Origin of the sequence: Leifsonia sp. Leaf336 (genome assembly GCF_001423695.1) — a bacterium.
Lineage (GTDB): Bacteria > Actinomycetota > Actinomycetes > Actinomycetales > Microbacteriaceae > Leifsonia.
In genome coordinates, this window is sequence record NZ_LMOZ01000003.1 from 550,171 (window position 1) to 572,968 (window position 22,798).

Consider the following 22,798-nt stretch of genomic DNA (forward strand, 5'->3'; position numbering starts at 1 on the left):
TCAATCGTCCTGACCGGTGGCGAGTCGGTCCACTCGACGCAGCGAGCGGTCGACGAGGGTGATCACGAGGAAGAGCACTGCTGCGCCGAGCATGAACCACGCCAGGTCGTGAAGGCCGTCGGTGTTCGCGGTGGTGTGGAAGAACGCGCCGGTAGCGGCCGAGGCGAGCATCGCCCCGAGGTACATGAACGTGCGCAGGAGCCCGGAGGTGGCGCCCATCCGCGCAGGGTCGGCCTGGTGGTAGAGCGTGTTCTGGATCGCCAGGTTCACGATGCCCTGCGGGATGCCGACCACCACCGCGATGAGCAGGAGCGCCCAGAGCGCGGCCTCCGCGCCGACGAAGAGCAGCAGCACCGCCATCACGACCTGCCCAAGCGCCCCGACGATCAGCTTCCAGCGGATCTCCGGCCGACGCCCGAAGACGGAGGCCACGACGATGCCGACGGCGAACGTCGGCAGCAGCACGAGTCCGGCCAGCGCCGGAGAGAGACCGCGACCGCTCTCCAGCCACTGAGTGAAACCGTAGAGGTAGCAGTAGCTGACGGTCGCCGCGAGCACGGATCGCGCGTACGTCACGAGCAGCGGAACGTTCCCGGCGAACACCCGCACGTCGATGAAGGGGTCGGGCCGGCGAAGCTCCCACAGGGCGAACCCCGCTCCGAAGACGACGGCGAGCCCGAGCAGCCAGAGCTGTGCGAGGTGGATGTTCATGAGGAAGAGGAGCAGGCACACCAGCGTCGCGGCGAACAGCCCGATTCCCAGGAAGTCCAGCCGTCCGCGGGCCGGACGCGTCGCATCGAGAGCGGTGCGGCGCGGCAGGAAGAGCAGGGTGAGCACGAGCGACGCGAGAGCCAGCGGGATATTGACGGCGAAAGTGGCCCTCCACCCGCCGAACTGGATGAGGAGGCCGCCGAGGGTCGGGCCGATGACGGCGATCGTCTGGGTCGTCACCGAGAGCGCTGTCAGCACGCCCGCCGGGCTGCGCATCCCGGTGCGCGTCGCCTCGCTTCGGATCAGGTACATGGCGGCGGGATAGCCGGCGCAGGTTCCGAAGCCCAGGATCACGCGCGCGACGACGAGCACGGCGATGTTCGGGGCGAACACGCCGATGACCCCGGCCAGCCCGGTCAGGATCGCGCCGGCGATCGAGAGCCGCCTCGGACCGAACATGTCGACGAGCCGGCCGACGAGCGGCTGGCCGATGGAGGTCGCGAGATAGAGGGAGGACACCAGCCACGCCGTCTCGGAGGCGGGCGCTCCGAGCGCCGTCGCGATCGGCACGAGCGCGACGGCGATGATCGACGAGTTGATCGGGTTCAGCACCGCGCCGATCATCATCGGCGCCAGCAGCCGGCGGTCGAAGCGATCGGCCGGACCCGGCTTGGCGGCGATCAGGTCGATCATTCGCGCACCAGCTTGTCGATCAGTGCCGTCGCCGCGAGGATCGTCTGCCGCTCGTCCTCGGTCAACCTCTCCTCCATCGCGTGCGCGAGCCATTCCCTGCGGGCGTCGAGATTGCCGCTCTCGGCGCTGCGCCCCGCCTCCGTGAGTGCGATCAGCTGTCGTCGACCGTCGGTCGGGTCGGGGGTGCGCGAGACGAGGCCGAGCTCCTCGAGCGACGCGATCGTCGTCGCCATCGACTGCGGGCGCACCCCTTCGAGCTCGGCGAGCCGCGACGCCGTGCTTCCCTCACCCTTGCCGAGGCGTGCGAGCGCCGAGGACTGCTGAGCGCTGAGCCCTGAAGGCTCGGTCGCGACCTCTCTGAGGCGGCGGCGGAGCCGAGCGAACGCGACCCGGAGGTCGAGTGCGGCTCGCACGGAGGAGGGTGACGGATCGGACATATCGACAGTCTAACTGTTCAGTCTGGACTGCGTAGTTGTCATGCGCCTTTCCCGTCACGCCCGCTCACTATGCTTTTGGCCGTGACCGCCTCCCCGAACCCGCCGTCCGGTGGCCTCGCCAGGCGCCTCCACCTCGGCGATGCCGTGGTGATCGGCCTCGGCTCCATGATCGGCGCGGGGATCTTCGCCTCATTCGCCCCTGCTGCGGCGGCCGCCGGGGTCGGCCTGCTCGTCGGCCTCGTCATCGCGGGATTCATCGCGTTCTGCAACGCGACCTCCTCGGCTCAGCTCGCCGCCCAGTACCCGACGTCGGGCGGCACCTACGTCTACGGACGTGAGCGCCTCGGAGAGTGGCCCGGCTTCTTCGCCGGCTGGTCGTTCGTCGTCGGCAAGACCGCGAGCTCTGCGGCCATGGCCATCACGTTCGCGACCTACGCCGTGCCGGCCGCCTGGGTGAAACCCGTGGCCATCCTCGCGGTGGCCCTGCTCACCATCGTGAACACGCTCGGCGTCACGCGCACGGCGCTCCTGACGCGCATCCTGGTCGCCGTCTCTCTGATCGCTCTGACCGTCGCGGTCGTCATCGGCTTCACTCACACCGCGGCGAGCGCCGCCGAACCGGGCACGGCTGTGACCGTCTACGGCGTCCTCCAGGCGGCGGGCTTCCTGTTCTTCGCCTTCGCCGGCTACGCTCGCGTCGCGACCATGGGCGAGGAGGTCGTCGACCCGGCCCGCGCGATCCCGCGCGCCATCACCGGCGCGCTCACGATCACGCTGGTCGTCTACGCGCTGGTCGCCGTGTCCGCCCTCCACGCGCTCGGCGCCTCCGGCCTCGCGTCGGCGGTCGCGCCGCTGAGCGATGTCGCCGCGACCACCGGAGCCGACTGGCCCGGGGTGGTCGTCCGGATCGGCGCGGCGACCGCATCGCTCGGAGCCCTGCTGGCGATGATCGCGGGCATCGGGAGGACGAGCCTCGCCATGGCACGCAACCGCGACCTCCCCTCGTGGTTCGCGGTCGTGCACCCTCGGTTCCACGTCCCATATCGCGCCGAGCTCATGCTGGGGCTGATCGTCTGCGTACTCGTCGCGGTCACCGACCTGCGCGGGGCGATCGGCTTCTCGTCGTTCGGAGTACTCCTCTATTACTTCGTCGCGAACCTGTCCGCGTGGACGCAGGACAAGCCGAACCGAAGGTACCCGCGGGCGCTGGCCATGGCGGGAGCGGTGGGCTGCCTCGTGCTGGTGGTGACGCTGCCGGTGGGGGCGATCGTTGCGGGGATGGCGGTGCTCGCTGTAGGAGTGGGATACCGGGTGGTCCGGCTTCGGGTCATCCGGTAACGGTCAGGAGATGATCTGACGAATGGAGGTCCAGCCCGAACCGATCACCTTCGGTTGTGTTCCCCCGGTCCCGCTCGGATCGTCGTAGTAGACCAGCGTTCCGTCTCCGTCGGGATCGGCGACCAGAACTCCGGCCGCGAGCTCGCCGTTGAGGTAGTGACCGACCGCCCATCCTGCCTGCGGCGTACGCATGGTGATTCCGCCGAGCGTGCCGCTGTTGCCGACGACCGAGACGAAGTCGCCGTACGGCTGCGTGTTGCCGGCCGGGAGCAGGTTGGGGGTCATCCATCCCACATAGCTCCAGAGGTCGGCATACCCGTCCGAGTTCAGGTCGACCGCGGCGAGGCCGTAGACGTTCTCGTAACCCGGTGACGCCATCCGCACTCCCGAAGTGAACGGCAGATGCCCGGGATTGCCGGGGTAGTGGTTCGTGTAGAGCCAGTACGTGTGATCTGCTCGCTCCGCGATGAGGTCGGCGTAGCCATCGCCGTTGACGTCACCGAGCGTGAAGCCGATGAACGACTGCCAGCCGCTCCCGATCGTCGTTCCGGACGAATACGGAAGGCGGCCCGGGTTCGAGTTGATGTTGTTGTAGTAGGCGACGAGCGCACCGTCGGAGCGGATCGCTACGAGCTCCGAGTAGCCGTCCCCGGTGAGGTCGGCTGCGGATTCCATCCGGATGCCGAATTGCGGGCCCCACCCGGAGCCGATCGTCCGCCCCGTGGTGAAGGGAAGGCCTCCCGCGTTCTGCGCTGAGCCGTTCTGGTAATAGAGCAACCGCCCGCTCAAGTCGATCGCCAGCAGATCCGTTCTTCCGTCATCGTTGACGTCCGACTCCGTCGGGCGCGCGGGGAACGAGGTCTTCATTTGGGGACACGGATGGGCCAGGGTCCAGCTCGCGTAGCCGACGTCTTGCGTCTGACTGGTCGTGTCGATGCCGATGGAGGCCCATACCAGCGGTCCGTTCATGACGAGGTCGAACGCGACGGCGCCTCCCTGATCCGCTGTTGCGGATGGACTGCCGGCGGCGTAATGGGCCCTCAACGTATAGGTCTCGCCCGGCACGAACCCCGTGAGCGTGCCATGCAGATGGTACGCGCTGTTCTCGATGCTCCCGTAGGTGCCGAGGTAGCGACTTGGGCAGACATCGTCAGCCGACAGGGTTCCCGTGGGCGTGACGCCCGATGCGCACGTGTTCGCCGTCACGATTTGTCGAGCAACGAGTGTCGAGCCCGACCACAGCGTCGCGTTGTAAGAGTCTCCCGAGACCACGTTGCCCGAGACCGTGAGGTCGATCGTAACTTTGCCCTGTGCGTCCGTGGTGATCGGTGTGCTCGCACCGAGCATCGTCGAGGACCGGTTGAAGAGCTTGGCGTCGAACTGCGTGGCGGCTGGAAGACCAGGGACCGTCGCGGTGACACGCATCGAATGGTAGTAACCGCTCTGCAGAGTCGCGCAGTCGATGGTGGCCGCGATCGATGGCCATTGGCCGATGATTGCGGCCGCTCCCGCGGGCGCAGACCATCCCACCACTCCGGCAATGACCGCCACGATGAGGGCGACGGCCAGACGTATGCGCCATCGTGCAGCGCTCACGAGATGATCTGCCGAATCGTGTTCCATCCGGAGCCGATCACCTTCGGGTCAGCGGTCCACGGGGTGCCAGTGGGATCCTCCACGTAGAGAAGGGTGCCGTCACCGTTCGGATTCGCGATGACCAGCCCTGCAGTGGGCGTCCAGTACTCGAAGTGGCCGACCGCCCAGCCGGCCCGCGGAACGTAGCCGTCGAGGCTGCGAAACCGACCGGTGACGAAGCCGAACGCGTCGGGGAACATCGTCGCGTTTCCGGCGGGTGCGCGATTGATGTCCATTTCGCCCCCGCCGAACCAGAGGTCCGCGTAGCCGTCCGAGTTGAGGTCGGCCGCCGCGAAGCCGTACGAGGAGCCATCGTCCTGAACCGGGATCTGCACCCCGGAGGTGAACGGAAGATGCCCCGGATTCGTCGGGTAATGGTTCGCGTACAGCCAGTAGGTGCCATCCGACTTCTTGGCGATGATGTCGGCGAGTCCGTCGTGATTGACGTCGCCGAGCGTCACGTTCGTGAACGACTGCCAGCCGCTCCCGATCACCGTTCCGGAGGCGTAGGGCAGATGACCGGGATTCGACCCCATGTTGTTGTAATAGGCCACGAGTGTTCCGTCGGAACGGACGACCACGATCTCCGAGAAGAAATCACCGGTCAGGTCTCCCGCGGTCTCCAGCCGCATCCCGAATTGAGGGCCCCAGCCGCTTCCGATGGTCTGTGATGAGGTGAACGGCAGGTGCCCGGCGTTCGACGCGGAGTCGTTCTTGAAATAGAGCAGCCGGCCGCTCATGTCGATCGCCGCGATGTCGGAGTTGCCGTTGCCGTCGATGTCCAACTCCGTAGGGCGATCGGCCGGGAATGATGTCCGCATGGCCGGGCACGGGTCGTTCTTGACGAAGTTCTCGCTCGCGACGGGAAGAGTCTGACTCGTCGTATAAACATCGTCGCCGAGAGTGGAGAGCGATCTGCCGCTGTCGGTGGTGAAATCGACGGCGAGCACCCCGTTCGCGTCTGCGACGATCGGCTGCGGTGACTGGACCGGCGAATACGAGTTGAAAAACGTGTAAGGCTCGCCGGGGACGAAGCCGCTGAGCGTTCCGTGGATCCGGTACGACGTGTCCATCTCATCCCCCCACTCGTCGAGGTACCGAGTGGGGCAACTCATGTCGGCCGTGAGGCTCCCGGTCGCCGCGACGCCAGACGTGCAGCTGGTCCCCGGGACGGTCTTCGCGAAGACCGCCGTTTGGCCGGCACTGAGTGTGAACGTGTAATAGGAACCCACCACGAAATGCGCCGACGTCACCGTGTCGAGCACTGCCGCACCTTGCCCGTCCGAGGTGAGGGTGATGCCGGAGATCCTGGTATCAGGGCCGCCGCGCATCGAGACCGTGTACTGCGTCGACGGGGCGAGACCCGATATCGACCCGGTCACGTGTGCCGACTGGTAGTAACCGGCCTGCAGGCTCGAGCAGTCGATCGTCACAGCGAGATCCGGCGCTTGGAGCGGTGACACGGCTTCCGCCGGCGTCGACCACCCGACAACGCTCGCGACCAGCGCGACGAGCACGACGACGGCTACTCGCAGGCGCGGCTTCTCCACATGTCCCCCATTTCATCCGGATGGGTTCGGGAGAGCGCTCCACGGCAGCCGGCGGCTTCACTTTAGCGACGACCGGCGGGGCATTCTGCCACCCTAATGGGTGGCATTTCGGCGGGGAATCCGAAAACCAGAAAGGGCCGCCCCGACTCTCGTCGGGACGGCCCTCTCGTTCGTGCGCGAGGGGGGACTTGAACCCCCACGCCCTTGCGGGCACTGGCACCTGAAGCCAGCGCGTCTGCCAATTCCGCCACTCGCGCGAACCAAGGAAGACTAACACGACCCCGTCTCCGCCGACGAATCGGCCGCAGGCTCCTCACCATGATCTTCACCGGTTAGCCAGGCGTCCGGGGGTGTCTTCCCTGGCGTTCCGACTAACATGCATGTAGCTGGCAAGCCGGGAGCGGGAGACTAGTGGGCATTCTGGACAACTTCGAGCGGGGGCTCGAGCGCGCTGTCAATGGCGCGTTCGCCAAGACCTTCCGGTCCGGGCTTCAGCCTGTCGAGCTCACGAGCGCCATCCGCAAAGAGATGGACACGAAGGCTGCTGTGGTCGCACGCGACCGCGTCCTCGCCCCGAACCGCTTCGTGCTGCGCATGTCGGCCGCGGACTACAAGCGGATGCGATCGATGGGCGCCGCGCTCACCGATGAACTCATCTCATTCGCGCAGAAGCACGCGACCAGCCAGCATTACGCGTTCGCCGGCGGCCTCTCCATCGAGCTGGCGGAGGACCCGGACATCACGGTAGGGATGCTGCAGATCGACTCCGAGAACGTCAAGGGCGATGTCGCCTGGACTCCCGTGCTCGACATCGATGGACGCCACTACCCGCTGACCGGAGGCCGCACCGTCGTGGGCCGCGGCAGCGACGCCGACATCACCGTCGACGACACCGGCATCTCCCGCCGTCACGTCATGATCACGTGGGACGGCCACCGCGCCCAGGTGGAGGACCTGGGCTCCACGAACGGTTCGAAGCTGAACGGGCAGCCTGTGAAGAAGGCGATCCTCGAACCCGACTCGGTCGTGACCATCGGCCGCACCCGCATCGTCTTCCGGGTACTCCCCCAGGCCGCTCCCTCTCCGCACTCTGCGCAGGGGGACAACTTCTGGAGCACCTCGTGAACCCGAGCGAGCTCACGCTGCTGGTGCTGCGATTCGGGTTCCTCCTGCTCCTCTGGCTCTTCGTGTTCGGCATCGTGTACGCCCTGCGCACCGATCTGTTCGGTCAGCGCGTTCGCAAACTCCCCGACGCGCAGGCCACCCCAGCATCTCCGTTCCCTGCCGCGGCTCCGGCTCCGGCTCCCGCGCCCGTTCCGGCAGCAGTCTCCGGCGGCGTCGCCGGCCCGACCGAACCGGTCATGAAGCACGCGCCGGTGTCCAGCCTCCCCGCCGGCGCGAACACCGCGGGCGGCGGCACGAACGCCAGCGTCCAGACAGCCCATCGGCTCGTCATCACGTCGGGTCCGCGCTCCGGGACGGAACTCGCCCTCGGCCGCGACCCGATCACGATCGGTCGCTCGAGCGAGTCCGGGCTCGTCATCCGCGACGACTACACCTCCACCCATCACGCCCGCCTGCTGCTCTGGAACGACGAGTGGATGATCCAAGACCTGGACTCCACCAACGGAACGTTCCTCGACGGCCGACGGGTCACCGTCCCGACCCAGGTACCGCTCGACACTCCGATCAAGATCGGCACGACCACGTTCGAGCTGCGACGGTAACCAGTGGCAGCGAACCGGGCAGCGGCCGTCTCCCACACAGGGAAGATCCGCTCGAACAACCAGGACTCCGGCTACGCCGGACGTGAGCTGTTCGTGGTGGCCGACGGCATGGGCGGCCACGCCGGCGGAGACGTCGCCAGCGCCATCGCCGTCAATCGGATCCGGGAGGCCGACGCCGAGTACGAGACCGCCTCGGAAGCCGAGTTCGCTCTCCAATCCGCCCTGATCGCCGCGAACTCGCTCCTCGCCGAGACGGTCTTCGAGCACCCCGAACTCACCGGCATGGGCACTACCGTCAGCGCCCTCATGCGGGTGGGCGACGAGGTCGCGATCGCACACATCGGCGACTCGCGCATCTATCTCTTCCGCGATGGCGAGCTCAGCCAGGTCTCCGTCGATCACACGTTCGTGCAACGGCTGGTCGACAGCGGCCGGATCACCGAAGAGGAGGCGATGGTCCATCCCCGTCGTTCCGTCCTCATGCGCGTGCTCGGCGATGTGGATGCCTCTCCCGAGATCGACACCCTCATCCTCGCGACCCGACCGGGCGACCGCTGGTTGATCTGCTCCGACGGGCTCAGCGGCGTCGTCAAGAACGACGACCTCCTCGCCGCCCTCGCGTCGAAGGACGCCCCCAAGCAGGTCGCCGACCGGCTGGTCAAGCAGAGCCTGGACGCCGGTGCCCCCGACAACGTCACCGTCGTGATCCTCGACATCGGCGACGTAAGCCGCGGCGACATCGTCAAAGACCCTGTGACGGTCGGATCGGCCTCCGCGCCGCTCCAGTTCGGCGAGCCGAAGCCGACCACTCGTGCGGCGCGCCTCCCCACGCTGCGCCTCCACCCGGTCCGGCCGGCGACCGGGCCGACCCACTTCGAGCCCGAGTCCGACGACTACCTCGACGAGCTGATCGAAGAGGACGAGCGTCGAGTGCGTCGTCGGCGACTCACCTGGATGATCGGGCTGGCGGTGCTCGTCGTCGCGATCGTGCTCGCCGTGCTCTTCGGCTACCAATGGACGCAGTCGCGCTACTTCGTCGGCGCCTCCCCCGCGGGCAAGGTCGCGATCTATCAGGGCGTGCAGCAGAACCTGGGGCCCATCGTGCTCTCGCACGTGTACGAGGAGACCGACGTGCCGGTCAAGAGCCTCCCGCAATACGACAAGCAGCTCGTGCAGCAGACCATCAATGCCGACGACCTGGCGGCTGCGCGGGCGATAGTGGATCAGTTGACCGATGCCGCCAAGTGAAGTGAGAGAGCGCAAGCAGGCCAGGCCGGCCACCGGCCCGGTGAAGCGGTTGCGCCTGCCCGCGAAGCTGCGGAACCTCGAACTGCTCCTGCTGCTCATCGCCTGCGGCATCAACGCCGCCGCTGTCGTCCTCGTGCAGCTCGGCGCGCTCGGGCACGTCGACCTGACGCTGGTCTACCTCGGCGCCGGCCTGTCCGTCCTCGTGATCGGCATGCACGTCGCGCTCCGGTACGTCGCGCCCCAGGCCGACCCGTTCCTGCTGCCGATCGCCACCGTGCTCACCGGCATCGGCATCGCGGAGATCTACCGGATCGACATCCACTTCAAGGACTCCGGCTGGGACAGCGCCGGCGTCAAGCAGATCGTCTGGGCGGCGCTCGCGATCGCCTGCGCCATCGCCGTGGTGATGGTCATCCGCAATCACCGCGTGCTGCAGCGCTACACCTATATCTTCGGGCTGGCGGCGCTCGTCCTCCTGCTGCTGCCGATGCTCCCGGGCATCGGGCGCGAGATCTACGGCGCGCGGGTGTGGATCGGCATCGGCCCCTTCAGCTTCCAGCCCGGCGAGATCGCCAAGCTGTGCCTGGCGATCTTCTTCGCGGGCTACCTCGTGCAGGCGCGGGACTCGCTGTCGATGGTGGGCAAGAAGTTCCTCGGCATCCGCTTCCCTCGTGCCCGCGACCTCGGACCGCTGCTGATCGTCTGGCTGATGTCGATGGCCGTCATCGTCTTCCAGCGCGACCTGGGCACAGGTCTCCTCATCTTCGGTCTGTTCCTCGTCATGGTCTACGTCGCGACGGCGCGGATCAGCTGGGTCATCCTCGGTCTGCTGCTGATCGTCGGAGGGGCCGTCGTCGCCAGCCAGCTGCTGACCTACGTCAACGACCGCTTCGCGAACTGGCTCGAGCCCTTCTCGCAGAAGGTCTACGACGCCCAGGGCGGCAGTTTCCAGCTCGTCCAAGGGCTCTTCGGCCTGGCCCACGGAGGACTGATCGGCACCGGACTGGGCCAGGGCCAGCCCTGGGTCACCCCGGTCTCGCAGAGCGACTACATCATCGCGAGCCTGGGCGAGGAGCTCGGGCTGGCCGGGCTGTTCGCGATCTTCGCGCTGTATCTGATCTTCGTGGCGCGGGGCCTCCGGATCGGGTTCGCCGGTCAGGACGACTTCGGCAAGCTGCTCGCCGTCGGCCTCTCCTTCACCCTCGCGCTGCAATGCTTCATCGTCATCGGAGGCGTCACGCGGGTCATCCCCCTCACCGGCCTCACGACACCGTTCCTCGCGGCCGGCGGCTCGTCGCTCGTCGCGAACTGGATCATCGTCGCCCTCTTGCTGCGCCTCTCCGACACCGTCCGCAATCAACCCCGTCTGGTGGTGAGCTGAGCGATGAACCGCGAGATCAAGAGGGTGAGCACCATCGTGGTGGCCATGTTCCTCGCCCTGCTGGTGTCGACCTCCATCCTCCAGGTCGTCCAGGCGGACAACCTGGCGAGCGACGCCCGCAACACCCGGGCCCGCAACGACAGCTACGCCGCCCAGCGCGGCGCGATCCTGGTGGGCGGGCAGGCGATCGCGCAGTCCGTGCCGTCCACCGACGTCTACAAGTGGCAGCGCGTCTACAGCAACGGCCCTCTGTACTCAGCCGTCACCGGCTTCTACCCGGTCAACGGCGAGGCGACGGGCCTGGAGGGCGCGCTCGACGACAAGCTCGCCGGCACCTCCAACTCGCAGTTCTTCGACCGCATCAACGCGATCCTCACCGGCAAGAACCCGCAGGGCGCCAGTGTGGAGACCACCATCGACCCGAAGGCCCAGCAGGCGGCGTGGGATGCGCTCGGCGACTACCAGGGCGCCGTGGTGCTCCTCGAGCCCAAGACCGGCAGGATCCTCGCGATGGTGTCCAAGCCGACCTACGATCCGAACGTCCTGGCGTCCCACGACACGGCGGCCGTCAACGCGACGTATCAGCAGCTGCTCGACGCGTCCGGCTCTCCCCTCATCAACCGCACCATCGGCGGCAACCTCAACCCGCCCGGGTCGACCTTCAAGCCGGTGATGAGCGCCTCCGCGTTCGGTACCGGCGACTACACGAAAGACAGCCAGCTCCCGAACCCGGCTTCGCTGCAGCTTCCCGGCTCGCCGACCGTCGTGAAGAACGACTCGCTGACCACCTGCGGCCCCGGCCAGACGGTCTCGATCGCTACAGCTCAGATCCTCTCCTGCAATATCCCGTTCGCCGAGCTCGGGATGCAGTTGAAGCCGCAGGTGATCAAAGACCAGGCGGACAAGTTCGGCTTCAACCAGTCTTTCAAGATCCCGATCCCCGTCGAGAAGAGCGTGTACCCGCTCTACACCGATCCCGCGGCGCGGGCGCTGGGATCGTTCGGTCAGAAGGACGACAGGGCGACGCCGTTGCAGATGGCGATGGTGTCCGCGGCGGTGGCCAATGGAGGCAAGCTCATGACACCGAACCTGGTCGACTCGATCCGGTCGTCCGATCTGCAGACGATCGAGAGCTTCACGCCCACGCAGTTCTCGGAGCCGATGAGCCAGGCGAATGCCGACACCATCAAGCAGATGATGGTCGACGGCGTCGATCACGGCGTGGCGAGCAATGCAAGAATAGACGGGGTTCAGGTCGGCGGTAAGACGGGGACGGCGCAGAACGGGGAGAACGACCCTTACACGCTGTGGTTCACGGGGTTCGCGCCGGCCAACGATCCTCAGTTCGCTGTTGCGGTTGTCGTTGAAAATGGCGGTGGACGCGGTCAGAGCGGCACGGGTAACTCCATCGCCGCGCCGATCGCGAGGAAAGTACTAGAGGCGGTGCTGAATAAATGAGACCCACAGCAGGGCTCACCTTCGGAGGACGTTACGAGCTGCAGTCGCGCATCGCGATCGGCGGCATGGGCGAGGTCTGGCAGGCGACGGATCTCGTCATCGGCCGCACGGTCGCGATCAAGATCCTCAAAGACGAGTACCTCGGCGATCCCGGCTTCCTCGAGCGGTTCCGCGCGGAGGCCCGCCACGCCGCGCTCGTCAACCACGAAGGCATCGCGAACGTCTACGACTACGGCGAGGAGGAGGGCAGCGCCTACCTCGTGATGGAGCTCGTCCCCGGCGAGGCGCTCTCCACCATCCTCGAGCGCGAGCACGTCCTCAGCACCGACCGCACCCTCGACATCGTCGCGCAGACCGCGGCCGCCCTGCACGCCGCGCACGCGGCCGGCCTCGTCCACCGCGACATCAAGCCGGGCAACCTCCTGATCACACCGGACGGCCGGGTCAAGATCACCGACTTCGGAATCGCGCGCATCGCCGACCAGGTGCCGCTGACCGCCACCGGCCAGGTCATGGGCACCGTGCAGTACCTGTCGCCGGAGCAGGCGTCCGGGCACCCGGCGTCGCCGACCACCGACATCTACTCGCTCGGCATCGTCGCCTACGAGTGCCTCGCAGGCCGCCGGCCGTTCACGGGCGAATCGCAGGTCGCCATCGCGATGGCCCAGATCAACGAGGCCCCGCCGGAGCTCCCCGCCACCGTGGCGGAGCCGGTCCGTAACCTGGTCTTCGCGTGCATCGCGAAGAACCCGGCCGACCGACCGGCGTCGGCCGCGCACCTCGCGCGCGCCGCCCAGGCGCTGCGCCGCGGTGACATCCGCGCAGCGGCAGCCTCCGTGCCCGCCGTGCTCGGGGCCGCAGCGGCGACCGACGCGGCCACGGTGCTGATGACCTCCCCGAACGGCGCGCCCACCCAGGCCACCACCGTGCTTCCGGCGGCTGCAGCCGGCCAGGCCGTGGAGGAGGAGACCACGGAGGAGCCGGTCGAGGAGAAGAAGCGCAGCCCGTGGACGTGGCCGCTGATCGCGCTCATCGCCCTCCTCGCGCTCGTTCTCATCGGCACGATCATCGCGCTGCTCGCGCAGCCCAAGACGCCGTCGCCGACCACGACCACGACATCGGTCCACACCCCGAATTCGCCGACGCCGAGCCCGACGCCGACCGAAACCAGCACGACGGTCCAGATCTCCGAGGGCGACTATCTCGGCCTCACGGCCGACCAGGCTCGCCAGAAGCTGCAGGCGGCCGGGATGGTCGCCGACGTGCAGACCGGTTCCGCCGCGTCGTCCGCTGGCGAAGTCAACACGGTCTACTCGGTCAACCCGACCGGCCCGGTTCAGAAGGGCTCGACCATCACGGTCAAGGTCTACGGTGCGGTGACGCCCATTCCGACACCGTCCGACACCGTGTCGGCCAACCCGCCGTCGGGCCAGGGCGCCGCCAACTCGCAGATCGTGGTCTCCTTCGGCTCGGCGACGTGCCCGGCCGGACAGAACCTGACCGGACGCCGCCTCTTCGTCAACGGTCAGCCGCAGGCTCCGGTCAACGACACCAAGTTCACATGGTCCCCGACCGCGGCCGGCGACTACACGCTCAGCTACTCGATCTTCTGCAACCAGGGCGAGTCGGTCGAGTCGGCGCAGTCGCCCACGACGCCGTACACCGTCGTGGCTTCAGGCGGATCGACGTCCACTCCGAGCCCGTGAGCGATGCCGCTCGACGCGGCCGTTGAACACCCGTGCCAGCACGGGGGAGACATCCAGAGTCGGCCCGCTACACTATCCGGAGCCCGTCACCCGAGAAGGAGTCGTCTTGAGCCCAGATAGCCGCCTGCTCGCAGGCCGATATCAGGTGGGCGAACTCATCGGCCGTGGCGGGATGTCCGACGTGCACCGCGGCGTCGACACTCGGCTCGGGCGCACTGTGGCCATCAAGCTGCTGAAGCCGTCGCTCGCCACCGACCCGGCGTTCCGTACGCGGTTCCGCCAGGAGGCGCAGGCTGCCGCCCGCATGACGCATCCGACGATCGTGCGCGTGTTCGACGCCGGCGAAGAGACGGTCCGCGAGCCCAACGGCCACGAAGCGCAGCTTCCGTTCATCGTGATGGAGTACGTCGACGGCGTTCTTCTGAAAGATCTCATCAAGCGTGGGCCTCTCGAGGTCGCGGAGGCCGTCCGCATCATCGAGGGAATCCTGACGGCGCTCGAGTACTCGCACCGCGCCGGCGTCGTGCACCGCGACATCAAGCCGGGCAACGTCATGATCACGACGACCGGCCAGGTCAAGGTGATGGACTTCGGCATCGCCCGCGCCATCAGCGACTCGTCGGCGACGGTCGCGCAGACCACGGCGGTGCTCGGCACGGCCAGCTACTTCTCGCCCGAGCAGGCCAAGGGCGAGACGGTCGACGCGCGCACGGACCTCTACTCGACCGGCGTCGTGCTGTTCGAGATGCTCACGGGCCGGCCGCCGTTCCGCGGCGACACCCCGGTCGCGGTCGCCTACCAGCACGTCAGCGAGACCGCCGTCGCACCGAGCACGATCAACCCCAAGGTCTCCCCGGCACTCGACGTGGTCGTCGCCCACGCCCTCACGAAGGATCGCTTCGAGCGCTACCAGACGGTCGCCGACTTCCGGCACGACCTCGAGGAGGCCGCCGCGGGGCGTGTCCCCGTCCACAAGAAGCAGGATGAGTTCGCGGAGACACTGTTCGGCGCTCCACCCAGCTCCGTCTCCGGCCCGGAGGCCGCCTTCCGGCAGCTCGCCGAAGACCAGACTCTGGTCCGCACGCAGCGCCGCCCACCGGTCATCTGGATCTGGGCGGGAATCGCCGTCATGGCCGTTGTCATCGTGGCAGTGCTCGCGTGGGTGCTGAGGCTCGCACCGAGCACGACCATGCCCGATACGTCGCGCGAAGTCCCCAACCTCTCGGGCCAGACGCTCGACAAGGCCACGAAGCAGCTGGAGGACCTCCACCTCAAGTGGACGCAGACCAGCGAAGAGAGCTCGACGTATGCCGCGGGCCAGGTGACCCGCACCGACCCTGCGGCGGGAATCGTGGTCGCCACGGGTGACACGATCAATGTCTACGTCTCGACCGGCAAGAAGGCGGTCACCGTCCCCGACGTGACCAACATGACGCAAGACGCGGCCAAGCAGGCGCTGCAGACGGCAGGACTGACGCTCGGGCCGGTGACGACCCAGAACTCCGCGACGGTTCCCGCCAATGTGGTCATCCAGACGAACCCGGCAGCGGGTGGCACGGCGCATGAGGGCGACGCGATCGCGATCACGATCTCCAGCGGCAAGGTCACTCTGACCGATCTGACCGGTCAGTCGCTCACCGCCGCTACGGCGCTGCTCTCCCAGCTCGGTCTGACGGCGGACCCGAAGGCCGACCCGACGTGTCCGCAGAACTCTGGCGCACCGCTCGTTCACACGCAGTCGGTCGCTCCCGGGGATGTGCCTCAGGGCAGCACTGTCGGGCTCACCTACTGCTCGGGCTAGCGGATGGGCGCGAGCGAGCGCTCGATCAGCCCAGCTTGACGAGCGGGTTCAGCGACCGGGAGGCCTCGGCCGCGCCGGCGAGTCCGGCGTCCTCGAGCCAGTTGCCGAGCATCCGGTAGCCGCCCTCGGTGAGCACGGACTCGGGGTGGAACTGCACCCCGTAGATCGGAGCGTCGCGGTGCTGCAGCGCCATGATCACTCCACCGGCGGTGCGTGCCGTGACGACGAGTTCGTCGGGAAGCGTTCCGTTCACCACTGCCAGCGAGTGGTAGCGGGTGGCGGTGAACGGCTGCGGGACGCCGTCGAACAGCATGCTGTCGTCGTGCTCGACCTGCGAGGTCTTGCCGTGCATCAGTTCTTCGGCGTTGGTGACGACGCCGCCGAACGCCTCGGCGATCGCCTGGTGACCGAGGCAGACGCCGAGGAGAGGTGTACGCGTCGCGAGTGCGAGCTCCACCACAGGAATGGACACGCCCGCGTCGGCCGGCTTGCCTGGACCGGGTGACACCAGCACCGCGTCGTAGCCCGCCACGCGGTCGGCGAGGTCTTCAGCCGCGATGTCGTCGTTGCGCACGACCTCCGTCTCGGCGCCGAGCTCGCGCAGGTAGCCGTTGAGCGTATAGACGAAGCTGTCGTAGTTGTCGATGACGAGTACGCGAGTCACGGGCCCACGGTACCTTCCTGGGGACCCAAGAGCGAATCCACCCAGGGGAAGACCCAGGTCACGAGAGCCCACAGCACCACGACCGCGAGCGCGATCAGGATCAGGATCCGCACCCACGCCGGCCCGGGCAGAATTCGCCATAGCGCTCCGTACACGTCTCAGCCTCCCGTCACCGCGGCGCGGATCTCGTTGGGAACGTCTTGCGTCGGCGAGAACCCCTGGTACACGTTGTAAGCGATCAGCCGCTCACCGGCGTGGAACGGCGGATTGCACGTGGTGATCGTCATCAGCCGGTCGATCGGCTGCACATCAGGATGTCGCGGCACTGCGGCGATCACCTGCACCTGCGTGGGCTGGACGTACTCGAAGTTGCGAAAGAGATAGGTGTACCAGCCGTCTTTGGTCTGCACGTAGATGCGATCGCCGACGCGGAGCTTGGACAGGTCGATGAAGGTGTTGCCCCAACCGGAGTCATGGCCGGCGACCGCGAAGTTGCCCACCTCGCCCGGCATCTGGGTGTCGGGGTAGTGGCCGACGCCCGCGGTGTAGCTGTTGAGCACTTGCTCGACATCGACCGTCTGGCGGATCGTTCGCTTCCAGTCCGGGCCGAGACGCGGGATATAGATGACCGCGAACGGCTCGTAGTCCGCCGGCTGAGCCATGACCGGAGGGTCGACGGACACCGGAGTCGTGGAATCGGTCGGTGTCGGCCGGGGCGTGGCCGTGGCCTCGTCGATCCACTTCCTGCTCTGCTCCTGAGCCGCCGACGTCTGCTGCCCGGACAGCACGAGGTTGTTCCACCAGACCTGCCAGCCCAGGAAGAGCCCGACCAGGATGCCCGCGGTGATGAGCAGCTCACCGATCACGCCGATCGTCGTCTCGACGGGTCCGCGCTTGCGCCGCGGCTTCCGCGGTGACCGCCCGCCACCAGCGCGGCGGCGGCGCTGGGGTTCGGCGGGCGAAGTCATATGACAGATTCTAACGGCCGCAATGCGCGGCGAAGCCGCGTGTTTCCCGGGAACCGCACGCCTTCGTCGCCACGAACGTTCAGATCTCGCCCGCTACACTTGTGTGCTATGGCACGCACCAAGTCCAAGACCAAGCTCGAGCGCTCCGCCCGTCCCGAGCGCAGCTCGGCCGCCACAGGCGAGGACACCCCGAACCCCGTCTGGTTCAAGCCCGTGATGTTCGGCTTCATGCTGCTCGGGCTCATCTGGATCATCGTCTTCTATGTCAGCCAGAACCAGTACCCGATTCCTGCTCTGGGTGCCTGGAACATCCTGGTCGGATTCGGGATCGCCTTCATCGGCTTCCTGATGACGACGCGCTGGCGCTAAGCCGCTTCACGCCGGCGTCCGTCCACTTATCCACAGCAGTTCTCCCCACACCCCTACCGCCGACAGTCAGGCTTCTCCCCAGTGTTAATAAGCCTGTGGAGAGTTACACCAATGTAATTATCCCCACTGTTAATAAGGGTGTGGATAACTTATCCACGCGTTGTGGGAAGCGACTCAGGCGCCGACGGGCTGGGCGTAGTGCACAAGGCTCAGCCCGATCAGCACGACGCAGAGCAGCACGATGAGCGGCCACTGCCAGCGTCGTCGTGACGGCTTGCGCGTCTCGACGAAGATCAGCCCGACCAGTACGCCGCCGACCAGGCCGCCGACATGGGCCTGCCACGCGATGTTCATGCCGGGGAGGAAGCCGATCGCGAGGTTCAGCGCGACGAGCACGAGGATCTGGGTGGCGTTGCCGCCGAGCCTGCGTTGGATGATGAAGAAGGCGCCGAACATGCCGAAGATGGCACCGGACGCTCCGACGACGGGCACACGAGGGTCGGCCAGCAGCAGCACGCCGACCGAGCCGGCGAATCCACTGATCAGGAACAGAGCCAGGAAACGCGCGCGGCCCAGCATCGGCTCCAGGATCATGCCGAAGATCCACAGGGTGTACATGTTCAGGGCGATGTGGATGATGCTCGCGTGAGCGAAGATCGACGTGAGCATGCGCCACGGCTCGAAGACGATCGACGTCGAGTAGAGCCCCGCGTACTGGATCGCCCCGGTGACGGAACCGCCGATGCCGGGAAGGCTCTGCGCGATGAAGACGACGACACAGACGGCGATGATCCCGTAGGTGACCACGGGCGCGCCCGGCCCGGTTGCGCGTGAGATCCACGCGGGCCGGGTGCGTGGCGCGGCGGACCGCTGTTGGGCCATGCACTCCGGGCAGATCACTCCGACGGCGGCGGGAGTCTGGCACTCACCGCAGATCGCCCTCCCGCAGCGCTGGCAGCGCACGAAGGTCGCGCGATCGGGATGCCGGTAGCAGACGCCCGCCGGCGCATCGACGGGCTGAGACATCCTTACTCGCTCTCCGCCCGCTCCTTCGGTTCCCGACTCCGAACGGGTCAGGCCTGGTCGATCTCGACCGACTCGATCACCACGTCGTCGAGCGGACGGTCGCGGGCGTCGGTCGGCAGTTCAGCGAGCTTGTCGACGATCTTGCGCGACGCGTCGTCCGCCACCTCGCCGAAGATCGTGTGCTTGCCCTGCAGCCAGGTGGTCGGTGCGACCGTGATGAAGAACTGCGAGCCGTTCGTGCCACGGCCGCCCTGGATGCCGGCGTTCGCCATCGCCAGGATGTACGGCTGGGTGAAGTCGAGCTCCGGGTTGATCTCGTCGTCGAACTGGTAGCCCGGCCCGCCGATGCCCTGCCCGAGCGGGTCGCCGCCCTGGATCATGAAGCCGGGGATGATGCGGTGGAACACCACGCCGTCGTACAGCGGAGTGTTGGTCTTCTCACCCGTTGCCGGGTGCGTCCACTCGATCTCACCGGTCGCGAGGCCCACGAAGTTACGGACCGTCTTCGGCGCGTGGTTGCCGTAGAGGTTGACCTTGATGTCTCCGTAGTTAGTGTGGAGCGTGGCGACAGCGGTGTGCTTAGACATGGCACCAATTCTTGCACAGCGCCATACCGGGTTTCGGGAAGGCCCCGATGCTCTCGGGCCATCCTCAGGCCTTTCGGTGGCAAGATGGAGTCAGTTCGCCCAGCCGACGCAATGGAGGTCCAGAATGAGCCTGACGAAGAAGCGCAAGAAGGAACTCGACCGTCTGCGGAGTGACGCGCAGGACCTGTGGGGGCAGCAGCAGGAGGTGCTCGCTAACGCGAACGCCCTGGCTGCAGCGGCCCGCAAGCAGGCCGCCTATTACTCCCGCGAAGAGATCGCCCCGCGGGTGCGCGACGGTTACGAGTCCTACGTCCGGCCGGCGGCGCAGTCGGCCAAGGATTCGGCCGGACACTACGCGGGCGTCGCGCGCGATCGCCTCGTGGGCGACGTCATCCCTGCGGTCGGAACAGCGGTGGGCACAGCCCTCTCGGTGGTCGACCACGCACGTGCTGCCCGCAGCGCGGCTTTCAACGGCGATTTCACCAAGGCGCGCAAGGAGATCACCAAGCGCGCTTCGGCCGTGACGCAGAAGTCGGGGCCCGGCGCCGGCACGGTCATCGCCGTCGGGCTCGGGGTCATCGCGGCCGCCGGCCTGCTCTACGCCGTCTGGCAGACCTTCCGCGCTGACGACGAGCTCTGGGTCGCCGACGAAGAGCCGACGACGCCCGCCGCCGAGTAGACGGCTGCCGTCCTGGAGGCCCACCTCAGGGACGAATCGGGGGTTTCCCCGATAGTGCCATCGCCCTGGCCGGGCGAGGCTGGATGCATGAACAACCTCGAACGGCCGGTCGACGGCCGAATCATCGCCGGCGTGTGCGCCGGACTCGCCCACCGCTTCGGTCTGAAGCCCTGGACCGTGCGCGTGCTCTTCCTGCTCTCCTGCCTGCTCCCCGGGCCGCAGTTCATCGCCTACATCGCGATGTGGATCATCATCCCGGCCGAGAAGCCGGGCGCGGTACGCGTGGCCTGAGGTCTCAGTAGCCTGCCATTCGCAGCGCGACGTCGACCAGGTCGACCCGGCGGTTCGGGATGGCCGCGAGTGAGAACCAGGCGGCTTCGTCAGTGGTGCCGTCGAGTTCGTGACGCAGGCTCCCGCCCGTCACGGTGGCCCGATAGACGATGCGGAGCGCGTGGAGCGGTCCGGCGTCGGGCACGAACCGGGCCTCGGCGGGAACCACTTTCGAATCGATCCCGAGGAGTTCGTCTGCCCGGGCTTCGAAGCCTGTCTCCTCAGCGATCTCGCGCACCACGGCATCCAACGGATCCTCACCCGCCTCGATCCCGCCTCCCGGCAGGGTCCAGCCGGAATGGCCGTTCTCGTTCCAGTGCGCGAGCAGGATCCGCGAGCGGTCGACGATGACGCCGTAAGCGGCGACCCTGATGTCCATTCCGACACCCTACTGCCGCTCGTCGGTGGAGCGCGGCAGTATGGGGTGGTGCCCGAACTGCCGGAAGTCACCGCCCTCGCCGCCGATCTCGGCGAGCGGCTGAGCGGCCGTGTCATCGACCGCCTGACGATCGTTGCCTTCTCCGCGCTCAAGACCTTCGATCCACCGCCGGAAGCGCTGAAGGGATCGACGATCTCCAGCGTGACGCGACACGGCAAGTTCCTCGACATCGCTGCAGACGACCTCCACATCGTCATCCACCTCGCGCGGGCCGGCTGGATCCGCTGGCGCGACTCCGCTCCTCCCCCGCCGACCGGGAGGCCGACCAAGGGCCCGCTCGCCGCCCGGCTCGTCCTCGACGACGGGAGCGGCCTCGACATCACCGAAGCGGGCACGAAGAAGAGCCTGGCCATCTCCATCGTCCACGATCCCGCGGAGGTGCCCGGCATCGCCCGGCTCGGGCCGGACCCGCTCGATCCGGGTTTCACACGCGACACGTTCGCCACGATCCTCGCCGGCCAGGGCCGGGCGCAGATCAAAGGCGTCCTCCGCAACCAGGGCCTGATCGCCGGCATCGGCAATGCCTACTCCGACGAGATCCTCCATGTCGCGAAGATGTCGCCGTTCAAGCCGGCGTCCATGACCGACGAGGAGGTCGACCGTCTTTACGAGGCGCTCGAGTGGACGCTGCAGGAGGCGCTGTCGCGCTCGGAGGGGCTCGCGGCGTCCGAATTGAAGAGCGAGAAGAAGTCAGGGATGCGCGTCCATGGACGCACCGGTCAGCCCTGCCCGGTATGCGGCGACACCATCAGGCAGGTGATCTTCGCGGATTCGACCTTGCAGTACTGTCCCACCTGTCAGACCGGCGGCAAGCCCTTGGCCGACCGGGTGCTCTCGCGCCTCCTCAAGTAGTCAGCACGCGCAGCTCACCGCGTCTACCGGCGCGGTGAGCGGGTCCGCCGCGCGCACCACATCGCCGTGGTCGTCCTCCACCGGCAACCCCTCGCGCGCCCAGTACTCGAATCCGCCGATCATCTCGCGCACCTCGTAACCGAGCAGGCTGAACGCGAGCGCCGCACGCGTGGACCCGTTGCAACCAGGCCCCCAGCAGTACGTGACGACGGGAACGTCCAGCGGGATGATCGAGGGGGCCCGCTGGGCGATCTCCCCCGTCGGGAGGTGCACGGCACCGGCGATGCGGCCCTGTTGCCAGGCCGCCAAGCCTCGGCTGTCGACGAGGACGAACCGCTCACCTGCATCCAGGGCGGCCTTCACGTCGGAGGGGTCAGTCTCGAACTGCAGCCTGGCGGCGAAGTGGCGGGAGGCTTCGGTGGTCGTTGTCGTCATGTGACCAACAGTAGGGAGGTGGATTCCTGATTTGAACAGGTGATTCGCTGCATCCGACCCATACGGCCGCGATTATCGTGGCAGAATCGCCGCATGGCCGCCACTCTCCCACTCACCGCAGATAGCGTCGATCGCGCCCTCCTCGCCGAGCTGCAGCGAGACGGCCGGCAGTCTGTGGCAGAGCTCGCCCGAACCGTGCACATGTCGAACAGTGCCGTGGCCGAGCGGATACGGCGACTGGAGGAGACCGGCGTCATCCGCGGCTACCGCGCCGTCATCGATCCCGAGCGACTCGGGTACGGGATCCTCGCATTCCTGAGGCTGCGTTATCCGAGCAGCAGGTACGAGCCGCTGCATGACCTCCTGGCCCAGATACCCGAAGTCGTCGAGGCGCACCACGTGACGGGAGACGACTGCTTCATCCTCAAGGTGGTCGCGACGTCGATGCGCCACCTCGAGCAGATCAGCGGAACGATCGGAACGCTTGGCAGCGTGACGACCAGCATCGCCTACTCGAGCACGGTTCCGACGAGGGCGATCGAACCGCCCGCCTGACCAGAATTACTGTGGAGCCTAGGAGATTCGAACTCCTGACATCCTGCTTGCAAAGCAGGCGCTCTACCAACTGAGCTAAGGCCCCCTGCGGAGGGGAAGCCTCCAGTCAAAGGAATGGTGGGGATACGAGGACTTGAACCTCGGACCTCTTCGTTATCAGCGAAGCGCTCTAACCGCCTGAGCTATATCCCCGAATGGGCAACAGATAA

Annotated in this window: 23 protein-coding genes and 3 tRNA genes; 13 read left to right on the top strand and 13 right to left on the bottom strand. The window is 67.3% G+C overall.

Annotated elements, in window-relative coordinates; all coding sequences use genetic code 11:
* Together ASF88_RS17925 and ASF88_RS17930 are read right to left on the bottom strand one after the other, a co-directional pair.
* Complete coding sequence (locus ASF88_RS17925) at window positions 1-1,404, bottom strand: MFS transporter (RefSeq protein WP_055921999.1); 1,404 nt, start codon at window positions 1,402-1,404, stop codon at window positions 1-3.
* Window positions 1,401-1,841 carry a MarR family winged helix-turn-helix transcriptional regulator gene (locus tag ASF88_RS17930; protein WP_055922001.1) on the bottom strand — a complete coding sequence of 147 codons (441 nt, stop codon included), beginning with the start codon at window positions 1,839-1,841 and terminating at the stop codon, window positions 1,401-1,403. Before ASF88_RS17930 ends, ASF88_RS17925 begins: the two co-directional genes overlap by 4 nt.
* Before the next feature lie 69 nt (window positions 1,842-1,910).
* Between ASF88_RS17930 and ASF88_RS17935 the strand changes: the two genes are divergently transcribed.
* Complete coding sequence (locus tag ASF88_RS17935) at window positions 1,911-3,179, top strand: APC family permease (RefSeq protein WP_055922004.1); 1,269 nt, start codon at window positions 1,911-1,913, stop codon at window positions 3,177-3,179.
* Between the two features lie 3 nt (window positions 3,180-3,182).
* Here ASF88_RS17935 and ASF88_RS17940 read toward each other — a convergent pair whose 3' ends face one another.
* The 3 genes from ASF88_RS17940 to ASF88_RS17950 form a co-directional block, all read right to left on the bottom strand.
* A complete protein-coding gene (locus ASF88_RS17940; protein ID WP_055922007.1) occupies window positions 3,183-4,775 on the bottom strand; it encodes an FG-GAP repeat domain-containing protein in 1,593 nt (530 codons plus the stop codon).
* The gene (locus tag ASF88_RS17945) at window positions 4,772-6,364 is read right to left on the bottom strand and encodes an FG-GAP repeat domain-containing protein (protein WP_055922012.1); all 1,593 of its coding nucleotides are present in this window, start codon (window positions 6,362-6,364) and stop codon (window positions 4,772-4,774) included. Before ASF88_RS17945 ends, ASF88_RS17940 begins: the two co-directional genes overlap by 4 nt.
* 173 nt (window positions 6,365-6,537) lie before the next feature.
* Window positions 6,538-6,621: transfer RNA gene (locus tag ASF88_RS17950), tRNA-Leu, on the bottom strand.
* 154 nt (window positions 6,622-6,775) lie between these two features.
* On the opposite strand from ASF88_RS17950, the gene ASF88_RS17955 reads away from it, so the two are divergent.
* From ASF88_RS17955 to pknB, 7 genes are all read left to right on the top strand, one after another.
* Complete coding sequence (locus ASF88_RS17955; protein WP_055922014.1) at window positions 6,776-7,489, top strand: FhaA domain-containing protein; 714 nt, start codon at window positions 6,776-6,778, stop codon at window positions 7,487-7,489.
* Window positions 7,486-8,091 carry an FHA domain-containing protein FhaB/FipA gene (locus ASF88_RS17960; protein WP_055922016.1) on the top strand — a complete coding sequence of 202 codons (606 nt, stop codon included), beginning with the start codon at window positions 7,486-7,488 and terminating at the stop codon, window positions 8,089-8,091. The genes ASF88_RS17955 and ASF88_RS17960 overlap by 4 nt, the downstream gene beginning before the upstream one ends.
* Before the next feature lie 3 nt (window positions 8,092-8,094).
* Window positions 8,095-9,339, top strand: coding sequence for a PP2C family protein-serine/threonine phosphatase (locus ASF88_RS17965; protein ID WP_055922019.1), 1,245 nt, complete (start codon window positions 8,095-8,097; stop codon window positions 9,337-9,339).
* Entirely contained in the window at window positions 9,326-10,720 is a 1,395-nt protein-coding gene (locus ASF88_RS17970) for an FtsW/RodA/SpoVE family cell cycle protein (protein ID WP_055922022.1), read from the top strand. Before ASF88_RS17965 ends, ASF88_RS17970 begins: the two co-directional genes overlap by 14 nt.
* 3 nt (window positions 10,721-10,723) lie before the next feature.
* Window positions 10,724-12,178, top strand: coding sequence for a peptidoglycan D,D-transpeptidase FtsI family protein (locus ASF88_RS17975; protein ID WP_055922027.1), 1,455 nt, complete (start codon window positions 10,724-10,726; stop codon window positions 12,176-12,178).
* Complete coding sequence (locus tag ASF88_RS17980; RefSeq protein WP_055922029.1) at window positions 12,175-13,884, top strand: serine/threonine protein kinase; 1,710 nt, start codon at window positions 12,175-12,177, stop codon at window positions 13,882-13,884. Before ASF88_RS17975 ends, ASF88_RS17980 begins: the two co-directional genes overlap by 4 nt.
* A gap of 106 nt (window positions 13,885-13,990) precedes the next feature.
* Window positions 13,991-15,685: a Stk1 family PASTA domain-containing Ser/Thr kinase gene (gene pknB / locus ASF88_RS17985; protein WP_200935322.1), complete on the top strand. Its 1,695-nt coding sequence runs from the start codon at window positions 13,991-13,993 to the stop codon at window positions 15,683-15,685.
* A 25-nt stretch (window positions 15,686-15,710) separates the two neighbouring features.
* Here the strand turns inward: pknB and ASF88_RS17990 are convergent, their stop codons facing one another.
* Complete coding sequence (locus tag ASF88_RS17990) at window positions 15,711-16,349, bottom strand: anthranilate synthase component II (RefSeq protein ID WP_055922035.1); 639 nt, start codon at window positions 16,347-16,349, stop codon at window positions 15,711-15,713.
* Window positions 16,350-16,507: 158 nt separating this feature from the next.
* A complete protein-coding gene (locus ASF88_RS17995; protein WP_082519055.1) occupies window positions 16,508-17,317 on the bottom strand; it encodes a class E sortase in 810 nt (269 codons plus the stop codon).
* Window positions 17,318-17,425: 108 nt separating this feature from the next.
* Here ASF88_RS17995 and ASF88_RS18000 point away from each other — a divergent pair, with 108 nt between their 5' ends.
* On the top strand, window positions 17,426-17,686 hold the full coding sequence (locus ASF88_RS18000) for a cell division protein CrgA (RefSeq protein ID WP_055922038.1): 261 nt from the start codon (window positions 17,426-17,428) through the stop codon (window positions 17,684-17,686).
* A 174-nt stretch (window positions 17,687-17,860) separates the two neighbouring features.
* Here ASF88_RS18000 and ASF88_RS18005 read toward each other — a convergent pair whose 3' ends face one another.
* On the bottom strand, window positions 17,861-18,712 hold the full coding sequence (locus ASF88_RS18005; RefSeq protein ID WP_055922041.1) for a rhomboid family intramembrane serine protease: 852 nt from the start codon (window positions 18,710-18,712) through the stop codon (window positions 17,861-17,863).
* Between the two features lie 47 nt (window positions 18,713-18,759).
* Complete coding sequence (locus tag ASF88_RS18010) at window positions 18,760-19,299, bottom strand: peptidylprolyl isomerase (protein ID WP_055922043.1); 540 nt, start codon at window positions 19,297-19,299, stop codon at window positions 18,760-18,762.
* Window positions 19,300-19,423: 124 nt separating this feature from the next.
* Here ASF88_RS18010 and ASF88_RS18015 point away from each other — a divergent pair, with 124 nt between their 5' ends.
* Window positions 19,424-19,978: a hypothetical protein gene (locus ASF88_RS18015; RefSeq protein ID WP_055922046.1), complete on the top strand. Its 555-nt coding sequence runs from the start codon at window positions 19,424-19,426 to the stop codon at window positions 19,976-19,978.
* 87 nt (window positions 19,979-20,065) lie between these two features.
* Window positions 20,066-20,269 (top strand): PspC domain-containing protein, encoded by a 204-nt coding sequence (locus tag ASF88_RS18020; RefSeq protein WP_055922049.1) that lies wholly within the window; start codon window positions 20,066-20,068, stop codon window positions 20,267-20,269.
* Between the two features lie 4 nt (window positions 20,270-20,273).
* Here the strand turns inward: ASF88_RS18020 and ASF88_RS18025 are convergent, their stop codons facing one another.
* A complete protein-coding gene (locus ASF88_RS18025) occupies window positions 20,274-20,687 on the bottom strand; it encodes an NUDIX hydrolase (RefSeq protein ID WP_055922052.1) in 414 nt (137 codons plus the stop codon).
* Window positions 20,688-20,735: 48 nt separating this feature from the next.
* On the opposite strand from ASF88_RS18025, the gene ASF88_RS18030 reads away from it, so the two are divergent.
* Window positions 20,736-21,599, top strand: a complete 864-nt coding sequence (locus ASF88_RS18030; protein WP_055923073.1) for an Fpg/Nei family DNA glycosylase — start codon at window positions 20,736-20,738, stop codon at window positions 21,597-21,599.
* On the opposite strand, the gene ASF88_RS18035 is transcribed toward ASF88_RS18030, so the two are convergent.
* Window positions 21,600-22,034 (bottom strand): rhodanese-like domain-containing protein, encoded by a 435-nt coding sequence (locus ASF88_RS18035; protein ID WP_055922055.1) that lies wholly within the window; start codon window positions 22,032-22,034, stop codon window positions 21,600-21,602.
* Between the two features lie 93 nt (window positions 22,035-22,127).
* On the opposite strand from ASF88_RS18035, the gene ASF88_RS18040 reads away from it, so the two are divergent.
* A complete protein-coding gene (locus ASF88_RS18040; RefSeq protein WP_055922058.1) occupies window positions 22,128-22,589 on the top strand; it encodes an Lrp/AsnC family transcriptional regulator in 462 nt (153 codons plus the stop codon).
* Window positions 22,590-22,601: 12 nt separating this feature from the next.
* Here ASF88_RS18040 and ASF88_RS18045 read toward each other — a convergent pair.
* Together ASF88_RS18045 and ASF88_RS18050 are read right to left on the bottom strand one after the other, a co-directional pair.
* A tRNA-Ala gene (locus tag ASF88_RS18045) sits at window positions 22,602-22,674 on the bottom strand.
* A gap of 30 nt (window positions 22,675-22,704) precedes the next feature.
* Window positions 22,705-22,781 (bottom strand) — tRNA-Ile (locus tag ASF88_RS18050).
* Window positions 22,782-22,798: the final 17 nt, after the last annotated feature.